The sequence below is a fragment of the Streptomyces sp. NPDC090994 genome (assembly GCF_044768905.1).
In the GTDB taxonomy this organism is placed as follows: Bacteria; Actinomycetota; Actinomycetes; order Streptomycetales; family Streptomycetaceae; genus Streptomyces.
On sequence record NZ_JBIVWS010000017.1, the window covers coordinates 1 to 22,804 of the forward strand.

Genomic DNA, 22,804 nt, shown 5'->3' on the forward strand with positions numbered 1-22,804 from the left:
ACGACGGCCGGCCTGGCCGCCGAGTACCGGCGGGGCCGCCGCTCTCCCGTAACGCTCCCGGTCAGTCCGCCCCGGCGGCGGCCGGCGCCGGCCGGAGCACCGCGAACCGGGCCCCGTACGGATCGGCCAGCCGGGCCAGACGGCCCGCGCCCCCGACGTCCGTGGCGGGCAGGCGGACCTCGCCGCCCAGCTCCCGGGCCCGGGCGACCGCCTCGTCCGTGTCGGCCACCGCGATGTACGGCAGCCAGTGCGCCTCCGTCTCCACCGGATCGTCGGCCAGCGGGACCACGCCCCCGAACATGCCCTCCTCGCCCTCACCCGGGGGATTGACGCAGGTGTAGGTACCCCCGGGGAAGGTCAGGGCGGAGGTCTCCAGGCCGAGCACCGCGTGGTAGTGCGCCGCGGCCGCCGCGATGTCCGGGGTGTACAGCTCGGCCCAGCACAGCGCGCCCGTGTCGCCCACCAGGTCCAGCCCTTTGCGCCGGCCCGGCTGCCAGACGCCGTACGGCGCCCCCGCCCGGTCGGCGAGGACGGCTGTGACGCCCTCCTCCAGGGCGGGCGTCGGCGGCACCAGCACCCGGCCGCGCGCCCGCTCGGCGGACCGGGCGGCGGCCTCGGCGTCCGGTGTCCGGAAGTACACCGTCCAGGACGGCGGGCCCTGCCGCGGGGAGATTCCCAGGCAGCCGGCCACCGTGGCGCCGTCCCGCTCGAAGCAGCCGTGGTCCCCGGCGGGCGCCGGCCGCAGCCGCCAGCCGAAGAGGCCGCCGTAGAAGGCGGCGGCGCCGGCGACGTCGGGCGTGGCGACGTCGATCCAGTTCGGAGCGCCGGTGACGTAGCGGTCGGTGAGCATCCTCGCCCTCCTCGGAAGGGTCCCGTGGCCTGCTCCGCCGAGTCTCGCACCGCCCACTGACAATTGCCGCCGCCGTCCCGCGCGCCGCCGTGCCTCCCGGCGCCGTACGGGTGATCATCGGAGGGCCGGAGGCCGGCGGCCCGGGCGTTGATCCCGCGTTGATCGAACGTTTTGCGCCGCCCGGCACGCTGCTGCCCATGCTCAACGACACGATCACGGCGCCCGACCTCGCCTGGCAGCAGGAGGCGTTGTGCGCGCAGACCGGGGCGGACTTCTTCTTCCCCGAGCCCGGCAGCTCCGTACGCGAGGCGAAGCGGATCTGCGGCCTGTGCCCGACCCGCTCGGCCTGTCTGGAGTTCGCCCTCAGCAACGACGAGCGCTTCGGCGTCTGGGGCGGCCTCTCGGAGAAGGAACGGCTGGCCCTGCGGCGCGCCGCGCCCTGACGGGAGCGGGCCGTACCTCCTCGGCCGCCTGAACCGGAACGCCCGGCCCGTGCGGCCGGACCGCCTCGCCGGACTGTGCGGCACGCAGGCGCCGGAGAGACCGAAGACACCGCGGGTTCGGAAGACACCGCGGGTGCGGAAGACACCGCAGGTACCGCGGGCGCCCGAACGCCCCGTCCCCGCCGCCCGGGTGGCCGGCGGGGGGGCCGACCGCGGTCAGCCGGCCGCGCGGGCCGCCATCCGTGCCTTGCGCGCCGCCAGCTTCTCGTCGAACTTGGACGCCTCGGAGTCCAGCCCGCCCATGTACAGGCCCAGTTCCTCCTGCGCCTTCATGCCCTCCGGGCCCAGCCCGTCGATCTCCATGATCTTCAGGAAGCGCAGCACGGGCTGGAGCACGTCGTCGTGGTGGATGCGCAGGTTGTAGACCTCGCCGATCGCCATCTGCGCCGCCGCCCGCTCGAACCCCGGCATGCCGTGTCCGGGCATCCGGAAGTTGACCACGACGTCCCGCACCGCCTGCATCGTCAGGTCGGGCGCCAGCTCGAACGCCGCCTTCAGCAGGTTCCGGTAGAAGACCATGTGCAGGTTCTCGTCGGTGGCGATGCGGGCCAGCATCCGGTCGCAGACCGGGTCGCCGGACTGGTGGCCGGTGTTGCGGTGCGAGATGCGGGTGGCCAGTTCCTGGAAGGCGACGTAGGCGACCGAGTGCAGCATCGAGTGCCGGTTGTCCGACTCGAAGCCCTCACTCATGTGGGCCATCCGGAACTGTTCCAGCTTGTCCGGGTCGACCGCGCGGGAGGCGAGCAGGTAGTCCCGCATCACGATGCCGTGCCGGCCCTCCTCCGCCGTCCAGCGGTGCACCCAGGTGCCCCAGGCGCCGTCGCGGCCGAAGAGGGAGGCGATCTCGTGGTGGTAGCTGGGGAGGTTGTCCTCGGTGAGCAGGTTCACCACCAGCGCGATCCGGCCGATCTCGGTGACCTTGGACTGCCCCTTCTCCCAGGCCTCGCCGTCCTCGAACAGGCCGGGGAAGTTACGGCCGTCGCTCCACGGCACGTACTCGTGCGGCATCCAGTCCTTGGCGACCTTCAGATGCCGGTTCAGCTCTGCCTCGACCACTTCTTCCAGCGCGTACAGCAGCCGGGCGTCGGTCCAGGCGGAGGGGCTGCCGAGATGGGGGGAAGTGAGCGTCACGAAAACTCCAGGGGGACGGATGACCGTTCGACAGGTCCGGCGAGCGGTGCCAGAACCTACGGCATCGTAGGCTACGACACCGTAGGTTACGTGACCGTAGGTTAAGTGTGGTGTAAAGGCCCTGCTCAGGTACCTCATACGCAGGAGGAAAACCCGGGACGGGACGGAGCCCGCAGCGCCGCACTCCGTCCCCGGAACCCCGGTCAGGCGGTCTCCGCCACCTCCTCCGCCGTCGTCTCCCTCAGTTCTCCCTCCTCCAGCAGCAGCCAGCGCGTGATGCCGAGCGACTCCAGGAACGGCAGGTCGTGACTGGCCACGATCAGCGCTCCCTCGTACGACTCCAGGGCCGTGGTGAGCTGCCGGACGCTCGCCATGTCCAGGTTGTTGGTCGGCTCGTCCAGCATCAGCAGCTGCGGCGCGGGCTCCGCCAGCATCAGCGCGGCCAGCGCCGCCCGGAACCGCTCACCGCCGGAGAGGGTGCCCGCCCGCTGGTCGGCGCGGGCGCCCCGGAACAGGAAGCGGGCCAGCCGCGCCCGGATCCGGTTGCCGGTGGCGTCCGGCGCGAACCGGGCCACGTTCTCGGCGACGGACAGCGCGTCGTCGAGCACGTCGAGCCGCTGCGGCAGGAACCGCAGCGGCACATGCGCCGTCGCCTCGCCCGCGACCGGGGCCAGCTCCCCGGCGACGGTGCGCAGCAGCGTGGTCTTGCCCGCGCCGTTGCGTCCGACCAGCGCGATCCGCTCGGGCCCGTGCAGGTCGAGACCGCCCGTCACCCGGGCGCCGTAGCGCAGTTCCAGCTCCCGCAGGGTGAGCACCGTACGGCCCGGCGGGACGGCCGTGTACGGCAGGTCGACGCGGATCTCGGCGTCGTCCCGTACGGCCTCCGCCGCGTCGTCGAGCCGTTCCCGGGCCTCGGCGAGCTTCTCCTCGTGCATGATGCGGTGCTTGCCCGCGGACTCCTGCGCCGCGCGCTTGCGCGCCCCCATGACGATCTTGGGTTCGCGTTTCTGCTCGTACATCTTCTGGCCGTACCGCTTGCGGCGGGCCAGTTTGACCTGGGCGTCGGCCAGTTCGCGCTGCTGCTTGCGCAGGTCCGACTCGGCGGCCCGCACCATGCGCTCGGCCGCCTCCTGCTCGACGGCGAGGGCCTCCTCGTAGGCGGAGTAGTTGCCGCCGTACCAGACGATCTCGCCGCCGCCCGGGTCGCCGCGCCCGGCGGCACCGGTCCGGCGCAGGTCGGCGATCTGGTCGACCAGGTCGAGGAGTTCGCGGTCGTGGCTGACCACGACCAGCACCCCGGACCAGGAGGCGACGGCGGCGTACAGCCGTCTGCGGGCGTACAGGTCGAGGTTGTTGGTCGGCTCGTCCAGCAGCAGGACGTCGGGCCGGCGCAGCAGCAGCGCGGCGAGCCGCAGCAGCACCGACTCGCCGCCGGAGACCTCGCCGACGGTGCGGTCCAGGTCCACGTGGCCGAGGCCGAGTTCGCCGAGGGTGGCGCGGGCGCGCTCCTCGACGTCCCAGTCGTCGCCGAGGGCCTCGAAGTGCTCCTCGGCCGCGTCGCCCGCCTCGATGGCGTGCAGCGCGGCCCGCCGCGCGGTGATGCCGAGCACCTCGTCCACGCGCAGCGCGGTGTCGAGAGTGACGTTCTGCGGGAGGTAGCCGACCTCGCCGGCGACCCGGACGGTGCCGCCGGTGGGGGTGAGCCGTCCGGCGACGAGTTTCAGCAGGGTCGACTTGCCCGCCCCGTTGACGCCGACGAGTCCGGTGCGTCCGGGGCCGAAGGCGACGTCGAGGTCCTGGAAGACGGGGGTGCCGTCCGGCCAGGCGAAGGAGAGGGCCGTACAGCTGATGGAAGTGTGCATGAGGCGTGCCTCCGCGGTTGCGTGGTGCGGTCAGGGGCAAACGCGTATCGAGACACCGCGGGACGCGGACCGTCGTCGACCGGCCGGGCCGAGGGGCCGGGCGGGGGAGAGGAGGGCCCTGGAGGTGGGAGAAGCCCTGCTCGTCGGGGACGGCTCGAACGCCGAGGTCGCACGCGGCGCACACACCTGAGCGGTGTGACGCGGTGTCTCAGGACCTCAGACGAGCAACGTCCTACTCCGATCGACGACAACAGGACCCGCAAACCGTAAGAACAGGCCGGGTGGGGTGTCAACCGGATTCCCGCCGAGGTCGCACCGCCCGCCCCGAAGGAGACACCCCGTGCCCCACGGCTCGCTCTCGCTGCCCGCCCGCCTGTGCCTGCTGGCGGGGGCCACCGCGCCACCGCACCGCCTGGTGCGGGCCGGCGCCCTCGCCGAACTCGCCCGGCGCGGCCTGCTCGTCGACGACGACGGCATCGCCACCCCCGTCGACCTTGACTCCCGCACCGGGGACCCCGTCCTGGACGGGCTCCTCGACCTCGTCCGCGAGTCCCTGCCGCACGACTGGCGGACCTGGGTGCGGCTGCGGGCCCGTATTACCTACGACGCCGTACGGGAGCAACTGGTCGCCGAGCGGTGCCTGCGCGCCGAGAAGCGGCGGGTGCTCGGCGTCTTCCCGTCCGTGTCGTACGCCCTGGCCAGTCCCGCCCTCGTGGACGCGCTCCGGGAGCGGACCCGGCACGTCCTGCGCGGCCCGGTGCCGGTCGCCGCGGTCCCGGTCCAGGACGCTGCCGTCGCCGTGCTGGCCGCCGCGGCGCGGGTCCGCGGGGTGGGCCGGCCCGCGGACGGCGCCCGCGGCGCGGCGCTGGCCGCCCGGGGCGCGGGGGCGCCCGGTGTTCCGTGGATCATGCGGGAGCTGTGCGCGGCGGTGGGCGCGGCCCCCGCCGGGGCCCCGGCGGTGACGGCCCCCCGCTGAGGCCGTCCCGCCGCGAGCCCGTCAGCGGGTGCCGCGCATCAGCTCCGCCAGGTCGTGGTCCAGGTCGAGCTGGAGGTGCTCCAGACCGAGGGGCACCAGCTCGCTCGTCGCCGCCAGGAAGCGGCGCAGTTCGCCCGAGCGGACGTGGACCACGGCGGTGCCCTCGGGGGCGTGGAACTCCAGGACGGTGCGGTCGTAGCCGTACGGCCGCACCCGGACGTCGCCGTGGCCCTCGGGCTCCCGCATGCCCGCCAGGAGCAGCTCACGGGAGAAGGTCCAGCAGACGTCCACGCCCTCCAGCGTGGCCGGGGCGGGGAAGGTCATGCGGACGGCGAACGGGTCTCGACGGTCGTAGCGGAGCCTCGCGGGAATGCTCGGCATACGGGGCGCGGCGGCGACGAGGCGCGCCTCGACGGGCTGCTCGATGACGATGGACAACGCCTTGCTCCCTCGGGACGGCTGGACGGACGGGCGGGCGGGCTCGTGGATGGGCGGGCACTGAATGAGACGACGGAACCCGCCGCTCCGTGCACTGGGAGAGAGTGACCTCTGTCACCGCCTTCATTCACAGGAGCGATGACGAGTGACGAGGCTCTCCTCGAGTGACCGAACGGCACCGTCCTCACCCGCCGTTGCCCCCGTCTGCCGTACCGGGCCGGTGGACGCCGCGCGGGGCGCCTGCTTTGTCCGTAACGTGAGTATCCGTTCGCCGAAGTGAAAGGAAGTGACCGGACATGCCACGCGGATCGAGCCCCAAACGGGAGCGGCAGTACGAGCACATCAAGGAGAGCGCCGAGCAGCGCGGCGCGGGCGAGGGCCGGGCCAAGGAGATGGCGTCCCGGACGGTGAACAAGGAACGCGCCCGCTCCGGCGAGTCGAAGACCACGAGCCGTACGCCGGCCAGGAGCGCCTCCTCGGCCAAGGGCACGTCCTCGGGCAAGCGCGGCGGGCAGCGGTCCGGGCAGGGCTCCCAGGAGCCCACCTACGACCAGCTGTACCAGGAGGCCAAGCGCCGCGACGTGCACGGACGTTCGAACATGAACAAGGGCGAACTGCGGCGCGCGCTGGGCAAGTGACCCGGCGGCCCGGTGCGAGGCGGGTGTCCCGCTCCTCGTAGGCTCGTGGCCACCATGACGACCGTACCGATTCCCGAGGGCTGGCCCGCGACCGAGGAACAGGCCCGCGCGGTCCAGGAGCGGCTGCGCGCCCGCCTGGTGCTCGACGAGCCCGGCCCGCCGCCCGGCACGGGCCGGGTCGCCGGGGTCGACGTGGCCTACGACGACGCCCGCGACCTCGTCGCGGCGGCGGCCGTCGTGCTGGACGCGGCGACCCTCACCGTCGTCGCCGAGGCCACGGCCGTCGGGCGGATCTCCTTCCCGTACGTGCCCGGTCTGCTCGCCTTCCGCGAACTCCCCGCCGTCCTCGCCGCGCTCGACGCCCTGCCCGGCCGGCCCGGCCTGGTGGTCTGCGACGGGTACGGCCTCGCCCACCCGCGCCGCTTCGGCCTCGCCTGCCACCTGGGCGTCCTCACCGGCCTGCCCGCGATCGGCGTCGCCAAGAACCCGTTCGCCTTCACCCACGACGATCCCGACGCGCCGCGCGGCAGTACGTCCCCGCTGCTCGCGGACGGCGAAGAGGTCGGCCGCGCCCTGCGCACCCGGGACGGTGTGAAACCGGTGTACGTCTCCGTCGGGCACCGGGTCGGCCTGGACAACGCCTGCGCGCACACGCTGGCGCTCACCCCGGCCTACCGCCTCCCGGAGACCACTCGCAGGGCGGACGCCCTGTGCCGGCGGGCGCTGCGGGAGGCCGGCTGCCCGGTCTGAGCGCGGGGTGCGCAGCTGAGTATCCGTACGGATGCGCCGGCCGGGTGCGCCCCGGCAGGCTGGGGCGCATGACGAACCCGCAGCGAGCCCAGAAGTCCCATGCCCGGCCCGGCCGGTACGTCGAGCGATCCGAGGGCCGACGCGACGGCCGGTTCGACGACCGGATCGACGACCGGTTCGACGACCGAATCGACGGCCGATTCGTCGGCGGGTTCGACGGCCGGCCCGTCGGGCGGCCCGTCGGGCGGTCGGTGAAGGCCGGGATGGCGCTCGCGGTGGTGGCGGGGCTGGCCTGGACGAGCGGGATGGTGTGGACCATCGGCGGGTGGGTCCTGTGACGGGGCTGTGCGTGCGGGGTCTACGGCTCTCCTGACGACGACCTTTCGTAGCGCAGGCTCCCCCGTCACCCGGTCGGCGCCCCGCGGCCGTGCCCCGTCGGTCGCGCAGCGCGCGCCGCTGTCGGTGGCCGGGGCTAGCGTGGGAGGCGTGGACGGGCGAAGCTTGGCCAAGCGCTTGCTCATATCTGGCGCGCAGGGCCCTTGTGCGGGCCGGGGCCCGTTCCTAGCATCGATGGTGTTACACCGTTGCTGTCACAGAGTGGGGACCCGATGACCACGGCGACGACGCCCCCGCACGGTCCGCTCACCGGCGTGCGCGTGGTCGAGCTGGCCGGGATCGGCCCCGGCCCGTTCGCCGGGATGCTCCTGGCCGACCTCGGCGCCGACGTCGTACAGGTCGACCGCCCGGGCGGCCCCGGTCTCGCGATCGACCCGGCGTACGACGTGACCCGGCGCAACAAGCGGTCGGTCGTCGTCGACCTGAAGGACCCCGAGGGCCCCGCCCGTGTCCTCGCCCTCGCCGCCCGCGCCGACATACTGATCGAGGGCTACCGCCCCGGTGTCGCCGAGCGCCTCGGAGTCGGCCCCGAGCCCTGCCACGCCCGCAACCCGCGCCTGGTCTACGGCCGGATGACCGGCTGGGGCCAGGACGGTCCCCTCGCCCGGCGGGCCGGCCACGACATCGGGTACATCGCCCTCACCGGAGCCCTCGGCCTGACCGGCGCGCCGGACGCCCCGCCGGCCGCCCCCGCCAACCTGCTCGGCGACTACGCGGGCGGCGCCCTCTACCTGGTCGTCGGCGTCCTGGCCGCCCTGCACCACGCCCGCGCCACCGGCACCGGCCAGGTGGTGGACGCGGCCATCGTGGACGGTACCGCCCACCTGACCGCGATGATCCACGGCATGCTCGCCGCCGGCACCTGGCAGGACCGGCGCGGCGCCAACCTCCTCGACGGCGGCTGCCCCTTCTACGGCACCTACGAGACGTCCGACGGCCGGTACATGGCGGTCGGTGCCCTGGAACAGCGGTTCTACGACGAGTTCATGACGCTCCTCGGCATCCCCGAGCGAGCACCGGCCCGCGACGACCCCGCCCGCTGGGACGAACTGCGCGCGGCGATCGCCGCCCGCTTCCGCACCCGTACCCAGGGCGAGTGGACGGCCGTCTTCGCGGACTCCGACGCCTGCGTGGCCCCGGTGCTCTCGCTGCGCGAGGCCCCGCACCACCCGCACCTCGCCGCCCGCGCCACCTTCACCGACCACGGCGGCCTCACCCAGCCCGCCCCGGCGCCCCGCTTCTCCGCGACCCCCGCCGCCGTCCGCACCGGCCCCGCCCGGCCGGGCGCCGACACCGAGGCCGTGGCCCGCGACTGGGACCTGCCCGGACCGCGCCCCGAGCCACCTCACCGTCCTCACCGAAAGGCCGACCAGTGACCACCGAAGCGTATGTGTACGACGCGATCCGCACCCCGCGCGGGCGCGGCAAGGCAGGCGGCGCCCTGCACGGCACCAAGCCCGTCGACCTGGTCGTCGGGCTCATCCACGAGATCCGCTCCCGCTTCCCCGGCCTCGACCCGGCCGCCGTCGACGACATCGTGCTCGGCGTGGTCGGCCCGGTCGGTGACCAGGGCTCCGACATCGCGCGGATCGCCGCCGTCGCCGCCGGGCTGCCGGACACGGTGGCCGGCGTGCAGGAGAACCGCTTCTGTGCCTCGGGTCTGGAGGCCGTCAACATGGCCGCCGCCAAGGTGCGCTCGGGCTGGGAGGACCTGGTCCTGGCGGGCGGTGTCGAGTCGATGTCCCGGGTGCCGATGGCCTCGGACGGCGGCGCCTGGTTCAACGACCCGATGACCAACCTCGCCACCGGCTTCGTGCCGCAGGGCATCGGCGCCGACCTGATCGCCACCATCGAGGGCTTCTCCCGGCGGGACGTCGACGAGTACGCGGCGCTCTCCCAGGAGCGCGCGGCCACGGCGTGGAAGGAGGGCCGCTTCGAGCGGTCGGTCGTGCCGGTGCGGGACCGCAGCGGCCTGACCGTCCTCGACCACGACGAGCACCTGCGGCCCGGCACCACCGCCGACTCCCTCGCGAAGCTCAAGCCGTCCTTCGCGGACATCGGCGACCTGGGCGGTTTCGACGCCGTCGCGCTCCAGAAGTACCACTGGGTGGAGAAGATCGACCACGTCCACCACGCGGGCAACTCCTCCGGCATCGTCGACGGCGCCTCGCTGGTCGCCATCGGCTCCCGGGAGGTCGGCGACCGCTACGGGCTCACCCCCCGCGCGCGGATCGTCTCCGCAGCCGTCTCCGGCTCCGAACCCACGATCATGCTCACCGGGCCCGCCCCCGCCACCCGCAAGGCGCTCGCCAAGGCCGGGCTGACCATCGACGACATCGACCTGGTCGAGATCAACGAGGCGTTCGCGGCGGTCGTGCTGCGGTTCGTGAAGGACATGGGCCTGTCCCTGGACAAGGTCAACGTCAACGGCGGCGCGATCGCGCTCGGCCACCCGCTGGGCGCCACCGGCGCGATCATCCTGGGCACCCTCGTCGACGAACTGGAGCGCCAGGACAAGCGGTACGGCCTGGCCACCCTGTGCGTGGGCGGCGGCATGGGCATCGCCACCGTCGTCGAGCGCGTCTGACCCCTTCCCGACGGAGCAACGACGCGTCAACGGCGCAGCCACGACGTATCAACGGCGCAGCCACGACGCGTCAACGGCGCATCAACGACGCACCAACGGCGCATCAACGACGGATCACCAGGAGCACCCCCGCATGAGCACCGAATCCACCATCCGCTGGGAACAGGACCGCACCGGCGTCGTCACCCTCGTCCTGGACGACCCCAACCAGTCCGCGAACACCATGAACCAGGCGTTCCGCGCCTCCCTCGCCACGGTCGCGGACCGCCTGGAGGCCGAGAAGGACACCGTCCGCGGCGTCATCGTCACCTCCGCGAAGAAGACCTTCTTCGCCGGCGGCGACCTGCGCGACCTGATCCGGGTCACCCCGGACAACGCCCAGGAGTCGTTCGAGGCGGGTCTCGCCATCAAGCGGGACCTGCGGCGCATCGAGACCCTCGGCAAGCCCGTCGTCGCCGCCATCAACGGCGCCGCCCTCGGCGGCGGCTACGAGATCGCCCTCGCCTGCCACCACCGCGTCGCCCTGGACGCCCCCGGCTCCAAGATCGGCTTGCCCGAGGTCACCCTCGGACTGCTCCCGGGGGGCGGCGGCGTCGTCCGTACCGTCCGCCTCCTCGGCATCACCGACGCGCTGCTGAAGGTGCTGCTCCAGGGCACCCAGTACGACCCGCGCCGCGCGGCGGACAACGGCCTGGTCCACGAGGTCGCCGACACCCCGGACGACCTGCTCGCCAAGGCCCGCGCCTTCATCGACGCCCACCCCGAGTCCGCCCAGCCCTGGGACAGGCCCGGCTACCGCATCCCGGGCGGCACCCCCAGCAACCCCAAGTTCGCCGCCAACCTGCCCGCCTTCCCGGCCAACCTGCGCAAGCAGACGAACGGCGCCCCCTACCCGGCGCCGCGCAACATCATGGCCGCCGCCGTCGAGGGGGCCCAGGTCGACTTCGAAACCGCCCAGGTCATCGAGGCCCGCTACTTCGTGGAGCTGGCCGCCGGGCAGACCTCGAAGAACATGATCCAGGCGTTCTTCTTCGACCTCCAGGCCGTCAACTCCGGTGCCAACCGCCCGCGCGGCATCGAGCCCCGCCAGGTCCGCAGGGCCGCCGTCCTCGGCGCCGGGATGATGGGCGCGGGCATCGCCTACGCGTGCGCCCGCGCCGGCATCGAGGTCGTCCTGAAGGACGTGTCCCTGGAAGCCGCCCTCAAGGGCAAGGGCTACTCCGAGAAACTGTGCGCCAAGGCGGTCGCCAAGGGCCGCACCAGCCAGGAGAAGGCCGACGCGCTGCTGGCCCGCATCACCCCCACCGCCGAGGCCGCCGACCTCGCCGGCTGCGACGCGGTGATCGAGGCGGTCTTCGAGGACACGTCACTGAAGCACAAGGTCTTCCAGGAGATCGAGAACGTCGTCGCGCCGGACGCCCTGCTCTGCTCCAACACCTCCACGCTCCCCATCACCGCCCTCGCCGAGGGCGTCGAGCGCCAGGCCGACTTCATCGGGCTGCACTTCTTCTCGCCCGTCGACAAGATGCCGCTGGTGGAGATCATCAAGGGCGAGCGGACCGGCGACGAGGCCCTGGCCCGCGCCTTCGACCTGGTCCGGCAGATCAAGAAGACGCCGATCGTCGTCAACGACAGCCGCGGCTTCTTCACCTCCCGCGTCATCGGCCACTTCATCGACGAGGGCGTCGCCATGGTCGGCGAGGGCATCGAGCCCGCCTCCGTCGAGCAGGCCGCCGCCCAGGCCGGCTACCCCGCCAAGGTGCTCTCCCTGATGGACGAGCTGACGCTCACCCTGCCCCGCAGGATCCGCCAGGAGACGAAGCGGGCCGTGGAGGAGGCCGGCGGCACCTGGACGCCGCACCCCGCCGAGGCGGTCGTCGACCGGATGGTGGACGAGTTCGGCCGGACCGGCCGCAGCGGCGGCGCCGGCTTCTACGAGTACGGCGAGGACGGCCGGCGCGGCAGGCTGTGGCCGGGCCTGCGGGAACACTTCACCCAGCCGGGGCATGAGATCCCCTTCCGGGACATGCGGGAACGCATGCTCTTCTCCGAGGCGCTGGACACCGTCCGGCTCCTGGAGGAAGGCGTACTGACCTCCGTCGCCGACGCCAACATCGGCTCGATCTTCGGCATCGGCTTCCCCGGCTGGACCGGCGGCGTCCTCCAGTACATCAACGGCTACGACGGCGGACTGCCCGGCTTCGTGGCCCGCGCCCGTGAGCTGGCCGACCGCTACGGCGACCGCTTCACGCCGCCCGCGCTGCTGCTGGAGAAGGCGGAGAGGGGCGAGGTCTTCACCGACGAGCGCTGACACACGACCACGACCGACGACCACGGTCCGGGCAGCGGGGCGCCCCGCCGCCCGGACCGTGGTCGTCGGTCGTGCGGCGCTCCTCTACCCTTCACCGTCCGGCGAACCCCGGTCGAGCCACACGCCCAGCTCCTCCTTCAGCGACCGCTGGAAGGCCGTCAGCAGCGCCTGTACCACCAGGGGCTGCATGTCCGCGGAGAGCGACCGCACGTCCCGCGCGTCCCGCCGTGCCGTCTCCCCGCGCAGCAGCTCCGACAGCTCACGGGCCGCCTGCCGGGAGTGACCGAGGAGCACCTCGCGCGCGGCGGCGAGGGACTCCCGCGACAGCGGCATGTCCAGCAGGCGCACCCCGAGCCGGAACAGCGCGAGGTCGACGTGATAGCCGTCACCGTCGGCGGGCCGGATCACGCCCATCGCCGCCAGCCGCTCGACGGCGTCGTCCGCCGGCGCCCGCCCGGCCCGCCGCACCAGTTCCTCCCGGCTGACCGTCTCCACCGCGTCCGGCGCCCAGGCGGACACCACCGCCCGGTGGACGGCAAGGTCCCGGGCGCTCACGTCCGGCGGCAGCCGCTCCAGATAGCGCTCGATGGCCGCCAGCGTCATGCCCTGCCGTTGCAGTTCCTCGATCAGCTCCAGCCGTGCCAGGTGCTCCCGGCCGTAGCGTCCCACCCGCCGGGGACCGATCACCGGTGGCGGCAGCAGGCCCCGGGTGCCGTAGAACCGGACCGTGCGCACCGTGACCCCCGCCCGCGCGGCCAGCTCGTCGACCGTGAGGACCGGCTCCCCGTCCGCCTCGTCGCCCGCCGCGCGTCCCCGCGGCTCCCCGGTGTCGGTCGTCATGTGCAGCAGTATCGCTGTCTCACCAGTACTGTGAAACCTCCCGCGCACCCTCCGCCGGGGCCCGTCCGGAGGTGTGGACGCCCGGAGCGGATCATGTGAGAAGTCACGCGCTGTGACAAGAGCCACCGCATGAGACCCCCGTGACGTGGGAAAGTGCTGTTCTGGCCTGTACCCCGACGAGGGCGTGCGGGCCGTGTCACGTACGGACGTCCCGGGCGCACCACACCCGGGCGCACCAGAGAGTGGAACCACCCGTGAGCAAGGACGCCGTGGACACGGCACAGGTCGCTGACGATCCCCAGGTGGCCCAGGCACCCGCGGACGCGGGCGACGCCGGTTACAGCAAGGACCTCAAGGCCCGCCACATCAACATGATCGCCATCGGGGGCGCGATCGGCACCGGTCTCTTCCTCGGCGCCGGCGGGCGCCTGCACGACGCCGGGCCGGCACTCGCCGTGGCCTACCTGGTCTGCGGAGTCTTCGCCTTCTTCGTCGTCCGGGCCCTCGGGGAGCTGGTGCTGCACCGGCCCTCGTCCGGTTCCTTCGTGTCGTACGCGCGCGAGTTCCTCGGCGAGAAGGGCGCCTACGTCGCCGGCTGGATGTACTTCCTGAACTGGTCGACGACCGGGATCGCCGACATCACGGCGATCGCCCTGTACACGCACTACTGGAGCGCCTTCACCAGCATCCCGCAGTGGGTGCTCGCGCTGATCGCCCTCGCGGTGGTGCTCGCCGTGAACCTGATCTCGGTGAAGATCTTCGGCGAGATGGAGTTCTGGTTCGCGATCGTCAAGGTCGCCACCCTCGTCGCCTTCATGCTGATCGGCATCTTCCTGCTGGCCACCCAGCACGAGGTGGGCGGCTACACCCCGGGCACCGGAGTCATCACCGACCACGGCGGTTTCCTCCCGCACGGCGTGATGCCGGTGATCCTGGTCATGCAGGGCGTGATCTTCGCGTACGCCGCCCTGGAACTGGTCGGCGTCGCCGCCGGCGAGACCGCCGAACCGCACAAGGTCGTCCCGCGCGCGGTGAACTCGATCATGTGGCGGGTCGCCCTGTTCTACGTCGGTTCCGTCGTCCTGCTGGCCCTGCTGCTGCCCGGCTCGCTCTACTCCGGCGCCGAGAGCCCCTTCGTGACCGTGCTGTCCAAGGTCGGCGTCCCGGCCGCGGGCGACGTGATGAACCTGGTCGTCCTCACCGCCGCGATGTCGTCGCTGAACTCCGGCCTGTACTCCACCGGCCGCATCCTGCGCTCCATGGCGATGTCCGGCTCCGCCCCGAAGTTCACCGGCGTGATGAGCCGCACCCAGGTGCCCTACGGCGGCATCCTGCTGACCTGCGCGGTCTGCGTGCTCGGCGTCGGCCTGAACTACCTGGTGCCGTCCCAGGCCTTCGAGATCGTGCTGAACGTGGCCTCGCTGGGCATCATCAGCACCTGGGTGATCATCATGCTCTGCCACCTGGTCTTCGTCCGGCGGGCCAAGGAAGGCCGCGTCACCCGGCCGCACTTCCGGCTGCCCGGCAGCCCCGTCACGGAGATCGCCACGATCGTCTTCCTGCTGGCGTGCCTGGGGATGATGTGGAACGACGAGGAGGTCGGCCGCAGGACCCTCCTCCTCGTCCCCGTCATCGCGGTGATGCTGGTGGCCGGCTGGTTCGGCGTCCGCCGCCGGGTCGGCGAGACCGCACAGCAGTCACAGCAGTCATAGCAGTAACAGCAGCAACGCGGTCGTGAGCCGCCGCACGGCTCACGGCTCACGGCTCACGGCTCACGGCTCACGCCGCGCCGACTCCCCGAGGCGACGCGCGAGGTCCTCGACCAGGCCGCGCAGCGCGTCCGGGCGTTCGACGACGAACGGCAGGTCCAGACCGGCCAGCACGCCGGGCAGCCAGTCGAGCCGCTCCACGCGCAGCTCCGCCCGGCACCAGCCCTCGGCCGCCGCATCCGCGCCGTCCCCGAGCGGCAGTTCCGTCACCACCGCCACACCGGGCGGCAGCCGGGTGCGGATCCGCTCCGCCGTGCCCTGGATCCGCAAGGACACCTCGTGCCGGTACGGCGCCGTGGCGAACCCGGTGAGCAGGCGCTGCGCGGGACCGGGCGGCCCGGCGGGCGGCGTGAACGATCCTTGCAGCACCCGCGCACCGCTCATCCGGTCCAGCCGGAACGTCCGCTCCTCGCCGGTCGCGGGCTCCGTGGCCGTCACGTACAGCTTCCCCGAGTGGACGACCAGCCCGTGCGGATGCAGCGTGCGCTCGCTGCTCCGCCCGGCACCGGAGGTGTAGCGGACCGCGACCGGCCGGTGGTGGCCGACCGCGTCGGCGACCGAGAGCAGCACCGTGGCGTCCGGGGCCGCCGCCTCGCCGGCCGGTGCGGTGAAGGCGAGGGAGCCGAGCAGCGAGTCGAGCCGCAGCCGCGTCCGCTCCGGCAGCACGCGCCGGATCTTCGCCGCCGCCGTCTCGCTCGCCGCGGCCGTGGCCGTGGCCAGGCCGGTCCGCCGGCCCGCGACCAGCCCGAGCAGTACGGCGAGCGCCTCCTCCTCGGTCAGCATCAGCGGCGGCATCCGGTACCCGGGGGCGAGCCGGTAGCCGCCGTAGCGGCCCCGCACCGACTCCACCGGCACGTCGAGGTCGAGGAGGTGGCCGACGTAGCGCCGCACGGTGCGCTCGTCGACCTCCAGCCGGCCGGCGAGTTCGCCGACGGTGCGGACACCGCCCGACTGCAACAGTTCCAGGAGGGCGAGCACACGGGCGAGCGGGCGGGGCATACCGGAAAGTCTCCCGCACATACCGGGCGGGTTCCGCCCGGTATCACTCCTAGCGTGGGACGCGGACACACCGCACGGCCAGACATCCAGGAGAGAGACCCCCATGAACTTCGTCTCCGTCCGCGTCATCACGGACGACGTCGCCCGCCTCGTCGCCTTCTACGAGAAGGCCACCGGCACCACCGCCGACTGGGCGAACGACGACTTCGCCGAAGTGCGCACCGCCTCCGGCACCCTCGCGATCGGCAGCACCCGCACGGTCCCGTTGTTCGCCCCCGGTTCCGCCGACCCGGCCGCCAACCGCAGCGTGATCCTCGAATTCCTCGTCGACGACGTGGACGCCGTGTACGAGAACCTCGCCGGCACCGTGGAGGACTTCGTCAACGAGCCGACCACGATGCCCTGGGGCAACCGCGCGCTGCTGTTCCGCGACCCCGACGGCAACCTGGTCAACTTCTTCACCCCCGTCACCCCGGCCGCCAAGGAGCGGTTCGGCCGCTGACACCGGCCCGGCCCGGCACGGCCCGCCGAGCGGATGAGAGCCACGTCGAGTGTGGTGGCCCCGGACTCGGGGAACATCCCTTTCCCCATCCGCTCGGCGAAAGGTGCCGCTTGTGACGCATGACCCACACGGCCACGATCCGCACCAGGACCCGCCCCACGACAGGGACCTGCACCCGAAGGGCTCGCTGCCGGGGTCGGAAGCGGGCCTGCCCGGCCAGGCCAGGCCCCGTACCGACCGGGTCGTGTTCGGCGTCACGGCCGTCCTTACCCTCGCCTTCGTGGTGTGGGGCGCCGTCGCCACCGACTCGCTGGAGGACGCCTCCAGCGCGATGCTCGGCGGGCTGATGCACAACGGCGGCTGGGCGTTCGTGCTGGCGGCCTCGGGCTTCGTCGTCTTCGCCCTCTGGCTCGCCATCAGCCGCTACGGACGCATCCACCTCGGCGTCGAGGGCGAGCGACCCGAGTTCCGCACGGTGTCCTGGGTGGCGATGATGTTCAGCGCCGGCATGGGCATCGGCCTGATGTTCTACGGCGTCAGCGAACCGCTCTCGCACTACACGACGTCCCCGCCGGGCACCGACCCGGCCGACTCCGGCGAACGCATGGAGACGGCCATGGCGACCACCCTCTTCCACTGGACGCTCCACCCGTGGGCGATCTACGCGGTGGTCGGGCTCGGCATCGCGTACAGCACCTTCCGCAGGCGCCGTCGGCAGACCATCAGCGCCGTGTTCACCCCGCTCATCGGCGAGAAGAACGCCAACGGCGGCCTGGGCCGGGTCATCGACGTCCTCGCGATCGTCGCGACCGTCTTCGGCTCCGCGGCCTCGCTGGGGCTCGGCGCGCTGCAGATCGGCTCCGGTGTGCGGGAGCTGGACTGGCTGGACGAGGTGAGCACGGCGCTGCTGGTCACCATCATCGGGGTGCTGACGGTGGCGTTCGTGGCGTCCGCCGTCTCGGGTGTGGAGAAGGGCATCCAGTGGCTGTCCAACATCAACATGGTGCTGGCGCTGGTCCTCGCCCTGTTCGTGTTCGTCGCGGGCCCCACCGTGATAGTGCTGGACCTGCTGCCCACCTCGGTCTTCTCCTACCTCGGCGACCTGCCCGAACTCGCCGCCCGCACCGAGGCCTCCGGCGGCGAGGGCGTCGCCGACTGGCTGGCGAGCTGGACCGTCTTCTACTGGGCGTGGTGGATCTCCTGGACGCCGTTCGTCGGCATGTTCATCGCCCGGATCAGCCGGGGCCGGACGATCCGGCAGTTCGTCGGCGGCGTCATCCTCGTGCCCAGCACGGTCAGCCTGGTCTGGTTCGCGATCTTCGGCGGTTCGTCGATGAAGCTCCGGGAGCAGGGCCGGCTGGGGGAGGAGGCCACGCCCGAGGGCCAGCTCTTCGCCGTGCTCCAGGAGTACCCCGTCGCCACGGTCACCAGCCTGCTGGTGATGGTCCTGGTCGGCATCTTCTTCGTCTCGGGCGCCGACGCGGCGTCGGTCGTGATGGGCACGCTGTCGCAGCGGGGCGCGCTGGAACCGAGCCGCCTGGTGGTCATCTTCTGGGGCGTGGTCACGGGAGCCGTGGCCGCCATCATGCTCCTGGTCGGCAGCGGGCAGGGCGACGCGCTGACCGGCCTGCAGAACCTCACGATCCTCGCGGCGGCCCCGTTCGTCATCGTGATGATCTTCATGTGCGTGGCCCTCATGCGCGACCTGCGCCGGGACCCGCTCATCGTGCGCGGTGAGATGGGCTCGGAGGCCGTGGAGATGGCCGTCGTCGAGGGCCACCGCAGGTACGACGGCGACTTCGAGATCAGGGTGGGCCCGGGCCGCGGCCCGGAGACCGAGGGCGATCCCATCGGCCGGCACCACTGACGCCGGGCGGGCCGGCGGCCCTGCGCACCCGCGCCGACGGCACGCCGGGCCTCGGCCGTACGCCGGTACCGCGCCGCCTGCCGTGCCGGGCCCGGTCTCCGGCGACGACGGGCGGATGGCCGCCGCGGGTAGGGCCGCGCCGGCCCGGCGGCACCACCGCCCGCCCGGTCCCCGGCCCCGCCCGACCCGTGTTCCGACCGTCGCTGTCCGGTGCCGGGGGCCCGCCTGTCCTGTGTTCCGGCTGGCGCCGTCCCGTCCCCCGGCCCCCGTAATCCGGCCTCCGCCGTCCCATCCTCCGCACCCGCCCGTCTCGTAATCCGGCCTCCGCCGTCCCATCCTCCGCACCCACCCGTCCCGTAATCCGGCCTCCGCCGTCCCATCCTCCGCACCCGCCCGCCCCGCAATCCGGCCCCGCCCGTCCCGTCCCCGGCGCCCGGCAGTCAGGCCACCGGCCACCGGCGTCCAAGATCCAGGGCGCGCACTACGTCGGCCGCACGTGCTGACGACCGGCCCGCGGTGCGCGCCTCCGGGCACGGGCGGGCGACTCCGCCCGTGCCCGGTACGCGACGGAACCACGCCACCCCGGCAGGACGACCGGCCCCGCGGACGCGCCACCGGCAACGGCGCCCCCGATCAGCGGCCCGCCAGCCCCGCCGCCTCCCGTGCGCACCCCCAGGCCACGGTGACGCCCGCGCCGCCGTGGCCGTAGTTGTGCACCAGGAGCCGCACGTCCGGCAGGACCTCGCGCTCCAGCCGTACCGCGTCCCGGGCGGGCCGCAGCCCCACCCGGTGTTCCAGGACCCGGGCGCCGGCGATCTCCGGCCGCAGTGCCGCGCACCGCCGGACGATCGCGGCCGCCACCGCCGGGTCCGGCTCCGCCGACCAGACGTCCTCCTCCGCCGTACCGCCCAGCACCAGCCGGCCCGCGTGCGGAAAGAAGTACGCCATCTCCCCGGACTCCGGATCGGTGGACACCGCCCAGGTGCGGATGCCCGGGTTCTCGACGACGACCAACTGCCCGCGCACCGGCCGCACCGACGGGTCCGGCACCAGCGTCCGGGCCCCGAGACCCGTGCAGTTGACCACCACCCGCGCCCCGGTCTCCCGCAGACCGGTCACCGCCCGCGTCTCGACCGAACCGCCCGCCGCCCGCAACCGCTCGCGCAGCCAGGGCAGATGCACCGACATGTCGATGAGCGGCAGCCGGGCCCACAGCCCGGAGCCCCGGTACTCCGCCGCCGTCGCCGCCCGCAGCCCCGGCAGCCGCTCGGCCGCCCACCCGTCGACCTCGTGCCGCTCCGTCTCGCCCAGGACGCCCTCGGCCATACGTACGCCGGTCCGCTCGGGGCGGGCCGCCAACTCCTCGTACACGTCCAGGGAGCGCAGCGCCCACGCGCGCGCCGCCGCGGCCGGCGCGATCCGGTACGGCCACCACAGGGCCCCCGCCACCGCCGAGGTGGTCCGCTCCAGGGGCTCCCGGGTCCACACCCGTACCCGGCTGCCGCGCTCGGCCAGGACGACGGCGGTCGTCAGCCCGATCACGCCGCCGCCCACCACGAGGACTTCGCCCCCCAGTTCGGTTTCCACAGGCGGACGGTAGCGGAACCCGCCCGGCCATGCGCACAACGCCGCGACTGCGGGAATACTCACCGCATGTCTGCCGAGTACACGACCTTCGGCCTGGCCCCCGCCACCCGGACCGGGGGAGTCCTCGCCGGGGGTGCGTACCAGGTCCACCGCGACTTCCTCGACTTCATCGTCGACGGCCGGCCGCTGCTGTTCCGCCTCAGCGACCTCGACGCCGTCTCCCCGCTCGCCTCCGACGTCCCGCCCGCCATCTTCACCGCACAGGTCCGCGGCCTGTTGCTGGAGGCCGAACCGCCGCTGCCCGGCGGCCGGTACATCATCTACGGCTGCCCCGAGTGCGAGGACCTGGCGTGCGGCGCGGTGACCGCCGTGATCCGGCGGGACGGCGACGACTACGTCTGGCAGGACTTCGCCTGGCAGACCGATCCGCACGCCGACCTCCGGCTCAACGGCTATCAGGGCATCGGCCCGTTCCGCTTCTCCGGCGCCGAGTACCGCGCGGCACTCTCCGCCCTGCTCCGGCAAGGCCCCGGCACGCCCCGCCGGCGCGTCCTGCTGATCGGTGCCCGGGTCGCCTTACTGGCCAAGCTCGCCGCCGCCCTGCGCACCATCGACATCGGCGCCGACATCACCCCCGACCTCACCGGCGCCTCCGCCGAGGAACTGCGCGAGTACGGCGCCGTCGCCTTCGGCGCCGCGGTGCCCGAGCAGGACCGCGCCGCCGTCCGCGCGGCGTTCACCGAGGCCGGCGCCGACGTCGTCTACGTCGACGGCCTCGCCCCGATCGTCCCCGTCCTGGTCGCCCAGCTCGAACACGCCCTCGACCGCACCCCTGCCGGACGACGCCGGCTGACCCGCCTGACCGCGACCGGCGAGGCGGCGGACATCGAGGTCACCTCGCCCTGCCGGGTACGGCTCACCGCGTACCGTCTGGACCGGCTGCACCGCACCCACACCCGCGAGGTCTTCGACGGCGTCCTGGAGCCCGGCGCCCACCGCGTCGCCCTGGACGCCGCGGCGGTCAAGGGCCGCTCCTGCCTCGTGGCCCGGGCATCGGAAAGCGTGCTGGTGGCAGCGGTGACGCACGGGAAACCCGGCTGAGTCCGCCCCGTACCGGCCGCTAAAATCGGCGCCCTGATGACTGCCACCCTCGTCGCCAAGAACCTCGCCGCCGGCCACGGCGACCGCTCCCTGTTCACCGGGCTCGACCTCGTCGTCGCCCCCGGCGACGTGATCGGCCTCGTCGGGCCCAACGGCGCCGGCAAGTCCACGCTGCTGCGGATGCTCGCCGGCCTCACCGCCCCCGAACAGGGCGAGCTGCGCCTGTCCCCGCCCAGCGCCACCGTCGGCCACCTCCCGCAGGAACCCGAGCGCAGGCCCGGGGAGACGGTACGCGCCTTCCTGGCCCGGCGCACCGGCGTCACCGAGGCCCAGCGGACCATGGACGAGGCCACCCAGGGCCTGGTCGACGGCGTGCCCGGCGCCGACGACGCCTACGCCACCAGCCTGGAGCGCTGGCTGGCCCTCGGCGGCGCCGACCTCGACGACCGCGCCGAGGAGGTGGCCGCCACCCTGGGCCTGGCCGTGGACCTCGACCAGCCGATGACCTCCCTCTCCGGCGGCCAGGCCGCCCGCGCCGGCCTCGCCTCCCTCCTGCTGTCCCGCTACGACCTCTTCCTCCTCGACGAGCCGACCAACGACCTCGACCTGGACGGCCTGGAACGCCTCGAACGCTTCGTCACCGGCCTGCGCGCCGGCACCGTCGTCGTCAGCCACGACCGCGAGTTCCTCGCCCGCACCGTCACCAAGGTCCTCGAACTCGACCTCGCCCAGCAGCGGATCAACCTCTACGGCGGCGGCTACGACGCCTACCTGGAGGAGCGCGAGGTGGCCCGCCGGCACGCCCGCGACGAGTACGAGGAGTACGCCGACAAGCGGGCCGCCCTCCAGGACCGGGCCCAGACGCAGCGCTCCTGGATGGACAAGGGCGTCAGGAACGCCCGGCGCAAGGCGGGCAGCGACAACGACAAGATCGGCCGCAAGTTCCGCAGCGAGGCCAGCGAGAAGCAGGCCGCCAAGGCCCGCCAGACCCAGCGCATGATCGAACGTTTGGAGGTCGTCGAGGAGCCCCGCAAGGAGTGGGAGCTGCGCATGGAGATCGCGTCAGCCCCGCGCTCCGGCGCTGTCGTCGCCTCTCTGCGCGACGCCGAGGTGCGGCGCGGCCCCTTCACCCTGGGCCCGGTCACCCTCCAGATCGACTGGGCCGACCGGGTCGCGGTGACCGGCGCCAACGGCGCGGGCAAGTCCACGCTGCTCGGCGCCCTGCTGGGCCGGGTCCCGCTGGACGCCGGGCACGCGGCCCTCGGCTCGGGCGTCCTGCTCGGCGAGGTCGACCAGGCCCGCAAGCTCTTCCACGGCACCGAGCCGCTGCTCGACGCCTTCCAGACGGCCGTCCCCGACACGGAACCGGCCGAGGTCCGCACCCTGCTGGCCAAGTTCGGCCTCAAGGCGGACCACGTGCTGCGTCCGGCGGCCACCCTCTCCCCGGGCGAGCGCACCCGGGCCGCCCTCGCCCTGCTCCAGGGCCGGGGCGTCAACCTCCTGGTCCTGGACGAGCCCACGAACCACCTCGACCTGCCGGCCATCGAACAGCTGGAGTCGGCCCTCGACTCCTACGAGGGCACCCTGCTCCTGGTCACCCACGACCGCCGCATGCTGGACGCCCTGCGGGTGACCCGCCGCCTGGAGGTCGCGGACGGCAAGGTGACGGAACGCTAGCCGCGCCCCGTCACCCGCCG

At 73.4% G+C, this 22,804-nt stretch carries 20 protein-coding genes; 13 read left to right on the forward strand and 7 right to left on the reverse strand.

Annotated elements, in window-relative coordinates:
• Positions 1-61 precede the first annotated feature (61 nt).
• The gene (locus ACIQR3_RS27950; protein ID WP_403543411.1) at positions 62-850 is read right to left on the reverse strand and encodes a VOC family protein; all 789 of its coding nucleotides are present in this window, start codon (positions 848-850) and stop codon (positions 62-64) included.
• Positions 851-1,047: 197 nt separating this feature from the next.
• Here ACIQR3_RS27950 and ACIQR3_RS27955 point away from each other — a divergent pair, with 197 nt between their 5' ends.
• On the forward strand, positions 1,048-1,293 hold the full coding sequence (locus ACIQR3_RS27955; RefSeq protein WP_215174338.1) for a WhiB family transcriptional regulator: 246 nt from the start codon (positions 1,048-1,050) through the stop codon (positions 1,291-1,293).
• Positions 1,294-1,509: 216 nt separating this feature from the next.
• On the opposite strand, the gene ACIQR3_RS27960 is transcribed toward ACIQR3_RS27955, so the two are convergent.
• The gene (locus tag ACIQR3_RS27960; protein WP_403543412.1) at positions 1,510-2,484 is read right to left on the reverse strand and encodes an acyl-ACP desaturase; all 975 of its coding nucleotides are present in this window, start codon (positions 2,482-2,484) and stop codon (positions 1,510-1,512) included.
• A 203-nt stretch (positions 2,485-2,687) separates the two neighbouring features.
• Positions 2,688-4,346: an ABC-F family ATP-binding cassette domain-containing protein gene (locus ACIQR3_RS27965; RefSeq protein WP_403543413.1), complete on the reverse strand. Its 1,659-nt coding sequence runs from the start codon at positions 4,344-4,346 to the stop codon at positions 2,688-2,690.
• A 340-nt stretch (positions 4,347-4,686) separates the two neighbouring features.
• Here ACIQR3_RS27965 and ACIQR3_RS27970 point away from each other — a divergent pair, with 340 nt between their 5' ends.
• Positions 4,687-5,322, forward strand: a complete 636-nt coding sequence (locus ACIQR3_RS27970; RefSeq protein WP_403543414.1) for a GPP34 family phosphoprotein — start codon at positions 4,687-4,689, stop codon at positions 5,320-5,322.
• A gap of 21 nt (positions 5,323-5,343) precedes the next feature.
• Here the strand turns inward: ACIQR3_RS27970 and ACIQR3_RS27975 are convergent, their stop codons facing one another.
• Entirely contained in the window at positions 5,344-5,760 is a 417-nt protein-coding gene (locus ACIQR3_RS27975; RefSeq protein WP_403543415.1) for an SsgA family sporulation/cell division regulator, read from the reverse strand.
• Between the two features lie 296 nt (positions 5,761-6,056).
• Between ACIQR3_RS27975 and ACIQR3_RS27980 the strand changes: the two genes are divergently transcribed.
• The 6 genes from ACIQR3_RS27980 (at position 6,057) to ACIQR3_RS28005 (ending at position 12,442) form a co-directional block, all read left to right on the forward strand.
• On the forward strand, positions 6,057-6,398 hold the full coding sequence (locus ACIQR3_RS27980) for a plasmid stabilization protein (RefSeq protein ID WP_403543416.1): 342 nt from the start codon (positions 6,057-6,059) through the stop codon (positions 6,396-6,398).
• Positions 6,399-6,452: 54 nt separating this feature from the next.
• Complete coding sequence (locus ACIQR3_RS27985) at positions 6,453-7,148, forward strand: endonuclease V (RefSeq protein WP_403543417.1); 696 nt, start codon at positions 6,453-6,455, stop codon at positions 7,146-7,148.
• Positions 7,149-7,216: 68 nt separating this feature from the next.
• On the forward strand, positions 7,217-7,486 hold the full coding sequence (mmpA, locus tag ACIQR3_RS27990) for a morphogenic membrane protein MmpA (RefSeq protein ID WP_403543418.1): 270 nt from the start codon (positions 7,217-7,219) through the stop codon (positions 7,484-7,486).
• Between the two features lie 270 nt (positions 7,487-7,756).
• A complete protein-coding gene (locus ACIQR3_RS27995; protein ID WP_403543419.1) occupies positions 7,757-8,920 on the forward strand; it encodes a CaiB/BaiF CoA transferase family protein in 1,164 nt (387 codons plus the stop codon).
• Positions 8,917-10,131 (forward strand): acetyl-CoA C-acetyltransferase, encoded by a 1,215-nt coding sequence (locus ACIQR3_RS28000; protein WP_403543420.1) that lies wholly within the window; start codon positions 8,917-8,919, stop codon positions 10,129-10,131. Before ACIQR3_RS27995 ends, ACIQR3_RS28000 begins: the two co-directional genes overlap by 4 nt.
• A 133-nt stretch (positions 10,132-10,264) precedes the next feature.
• On the forward strand, positions 10,265-12,442 hold the full coding sequence (locus tag ACIQR3_RS28005) for a 3-hydroxyacyl-CoA dehydrogenase NAD-binding domain-containing protein (RefSeq protein ID WP_403543421.1): 2,178 nt from the start codon (positions 10,265-10,267) through the stop codon (positions 12,440-12,442).
• Between the two features lie 84 nt (positions 12,443-12,526).
• On the opposite strand, the gene ACIQR3_RS28010 is transcribed toward ACIQR3_RS28005, so the two are convergent.
• Positions 12,527-13,282 carry a MerR family transcriptional regulator gene (locus ACIQR3_RS28010; RefSeq protein WP_403543422.1) on the reverse strand — a complete coding sequence of 252 codons (756 nt, stop codon included), beginning with the start codon at positions 13,280-13,282 and terminating at the stop codon, positions 12,527-12,529.
• A 254-nt stretch (positions 13,283-13,536) separates the two neighbouring features.
• Between ACIQR3_RS28010 and ACIQR3_RS28015 the strand changes: the two genes are divergently transcribed.
• The gene (locus tag ACIQR3_RS28015; protein WP_403543423.1) at positions 13,537-14,994 is read left to right on the forward strand and encodes an amino acid permease; all 1,458 of its coding nucleotides are present in this window, start codon (positions 13,537-13,539) and stop codon (positions 14,992-14,994) included.
• A 60-nt stretch (positions 14,995-15,054) separates the two neighbouring features.
• Here ACIQR3_RS28015 and ACIQR3_RS28020 read toward each other — a convergent pair whose 3' ends face one another.
• Positions 15,055-16,050: a helix-turn-helix transcriptional regulator gene (locus tag ACIQR3_RS28020; RefSeq protein WP_403543424.1), complete on the reverse strand. Its 996-nt coding sequence runs from the start codon at positions 16,048-16,050 to the stop codon at positions 15,055-15,057.
• A 103-nt stretch (positions 16,051-16,153) separates the two neighbouring features.
• On the opposite strand from ACIQR3_RS28020, the gene ACIQR3_RS28025 reads away from it, so the two are divergent.
• Positions 16,154-16,552 (forward strand): VOC family protein, encoded by a 399-nt coding sequence (locus ACIQR3_RS28025; RefSeq protein ID WP_403543425.1) that lies wholly within the window; start codon positions 16,154-16,156, stop codon positions 16,550-16,552.
• A 169-nt stretch (positions 16,553-16,721) separates the two neighbouring features.
• Entirely contained in the window at positions 16,722-18,419 is a 1,698-nt protein-coding gene (locus ACIQR3_RS28030) for a BCCT family transporter (protein ID WP_403543531.1), read from the forward strand.
• A gap of 633 nt (positions 18,420-19,052) precedes the next feature.
• On the opposite strand, the gene ACIQR3_RS28035 is transcribed toward ACIQR3_RS28030, so the two are convergent.
• Positions 19,053-20,006, reverse strand: coding sequence for an FAD-dependent oxidoreductase (locus ACIQR3_RS28035; RefSeq protein ID WP_403543426.1), 954 nt, complete (start codon positions 20,004-20,006; stop codon positions 19,053-19,055).
• Between the two features lie 66 nt (positions 20,007-20,072).
• Here ACIQR3_RS28035 and ACIQR3_RS28040 point away from each other — a divergent pair, with 66 nt between their 5' ends.
• Positions 20,073-21,107: an oxidoreductase gene (locus ACIQR3_RS28040; protein ID WP_403543427.1), complete on the forward strand. Its 1,035-nt coding sequence runs from the start codon at positions 20,073-20,075 to the stop codon at positions 21,105-21,107.
• A gap of 36 nt (positions 21,108-21,143) precedes the next feature.
• Complete coding sequence (locus tag ACIQR3_RS28045; protein ID WP_403543428.1) at positions 21,144-22,784, forward strand: ABC-F family ATP-binding cassette domain-containing protein; 1,641 nt, start codon at positions 21,144-21,146, stop codon at positions 22,782-22,784.
• Positions 22,785-22,804: the final 20 nt, after the last annotated feature.

Excerpts from the sequence above, each read along its gene's own strand:
- ACIQR3_RS27950 (WP_403543411.1), bottom strand. The coding sequence starts at position 850 with ATGCTCACCGACCGCTACGTCACCGGCGCTCCGAACTGGATCGACGTC.
- ACIQR3_RS27955 (WP_215174338.1), top strand. The coding sequence starts at position 1,048 with ATGCTCAACGACACGATCACGGCGCCCGACCTCGCCTGGCAGCAGGAG.
- ACIQR3_RS27965 (WP_403543413.1), bottom strand. The coding sequence starts at position 4,346 with ATGCACACTTCCATCAGCTGTACGGCCCTCTCCTTCGCCTGGCCGGAC.
- ACIQR3_RS27980 (WP_403543416.1), top strand. The coding sequence starts at position 6,057 with ATGCCACGCGGATCGAGCCCCAAACGGGAGCGGCAGTACGAGCACATC.
- ACIQR3_RS27985 (WP_403543417.1), top strand. The coding sequence starts at position 6,453 with ATGACGACCGTACCGATTCCCGAGGGCTGGCCCGCGACCGAGGAACAG.
- mmpA (WP_403543418.1), top strand. The coding sequence starts at position 7,217 with ATGACGAACCCGCAGCGAGCCCAGAAGTCCCATGCCCGGCCCGGCCGG.
- ACIQR3_RS27995 (WP_403543419.1), top strand. The coding sequence starts at position 7,757 with ATGACCACGGCGACGACGCCCCCGCACGGTCCGCTCACCGGCGTGCGC.
- ACIQR3_RS28005 (WP_403543421.1), top strand. The coding sequence starts at position 10,265 with ATGAGCACCGAATCCACCATCCGCTGGGAACAGGACCGCACCGGCGTC.
- ACIQR3_RS28010 (WP_403543422.1), bottom strand. The coding sequence starts at position 13,282 with ATGACGACCGACACCGGGGAGCCGCGGGGACGCGCGGCGGGCGACGAG.
- ACIQR3_RS28020 (WP_403543424.1), bottom strand. The coding sequence starts at position 16,050 with ATGCCCCGCCCGCTCGCCCGTGTGCTCGCCCTCCTGGAACTGTTGCAG.
- ACIQR3_RS28025 (WP_403543425.1), top strand. The coding sequence starts at position 16,154 with ATGAACTTCGTCTCCGTCCGCGTCATCACGGACGACGTCGCCCGCCTC.
- ACIQR3_RS28040 (WP_403543427.1), top strand. The coding sequence starts at position 20,073 with ATGTCTGCCGAGTACACGACCTTCGGCCTGGCCCCCGCCACCCGGACC.
- ACIQR3_RS28045 (WP_403543428.1), top strand. The coding sequence starts at position 21,144 with ATGACTGCCACCCTCGTCGCCAAGAACCTCGCCGCCGGCCACGGCGAC.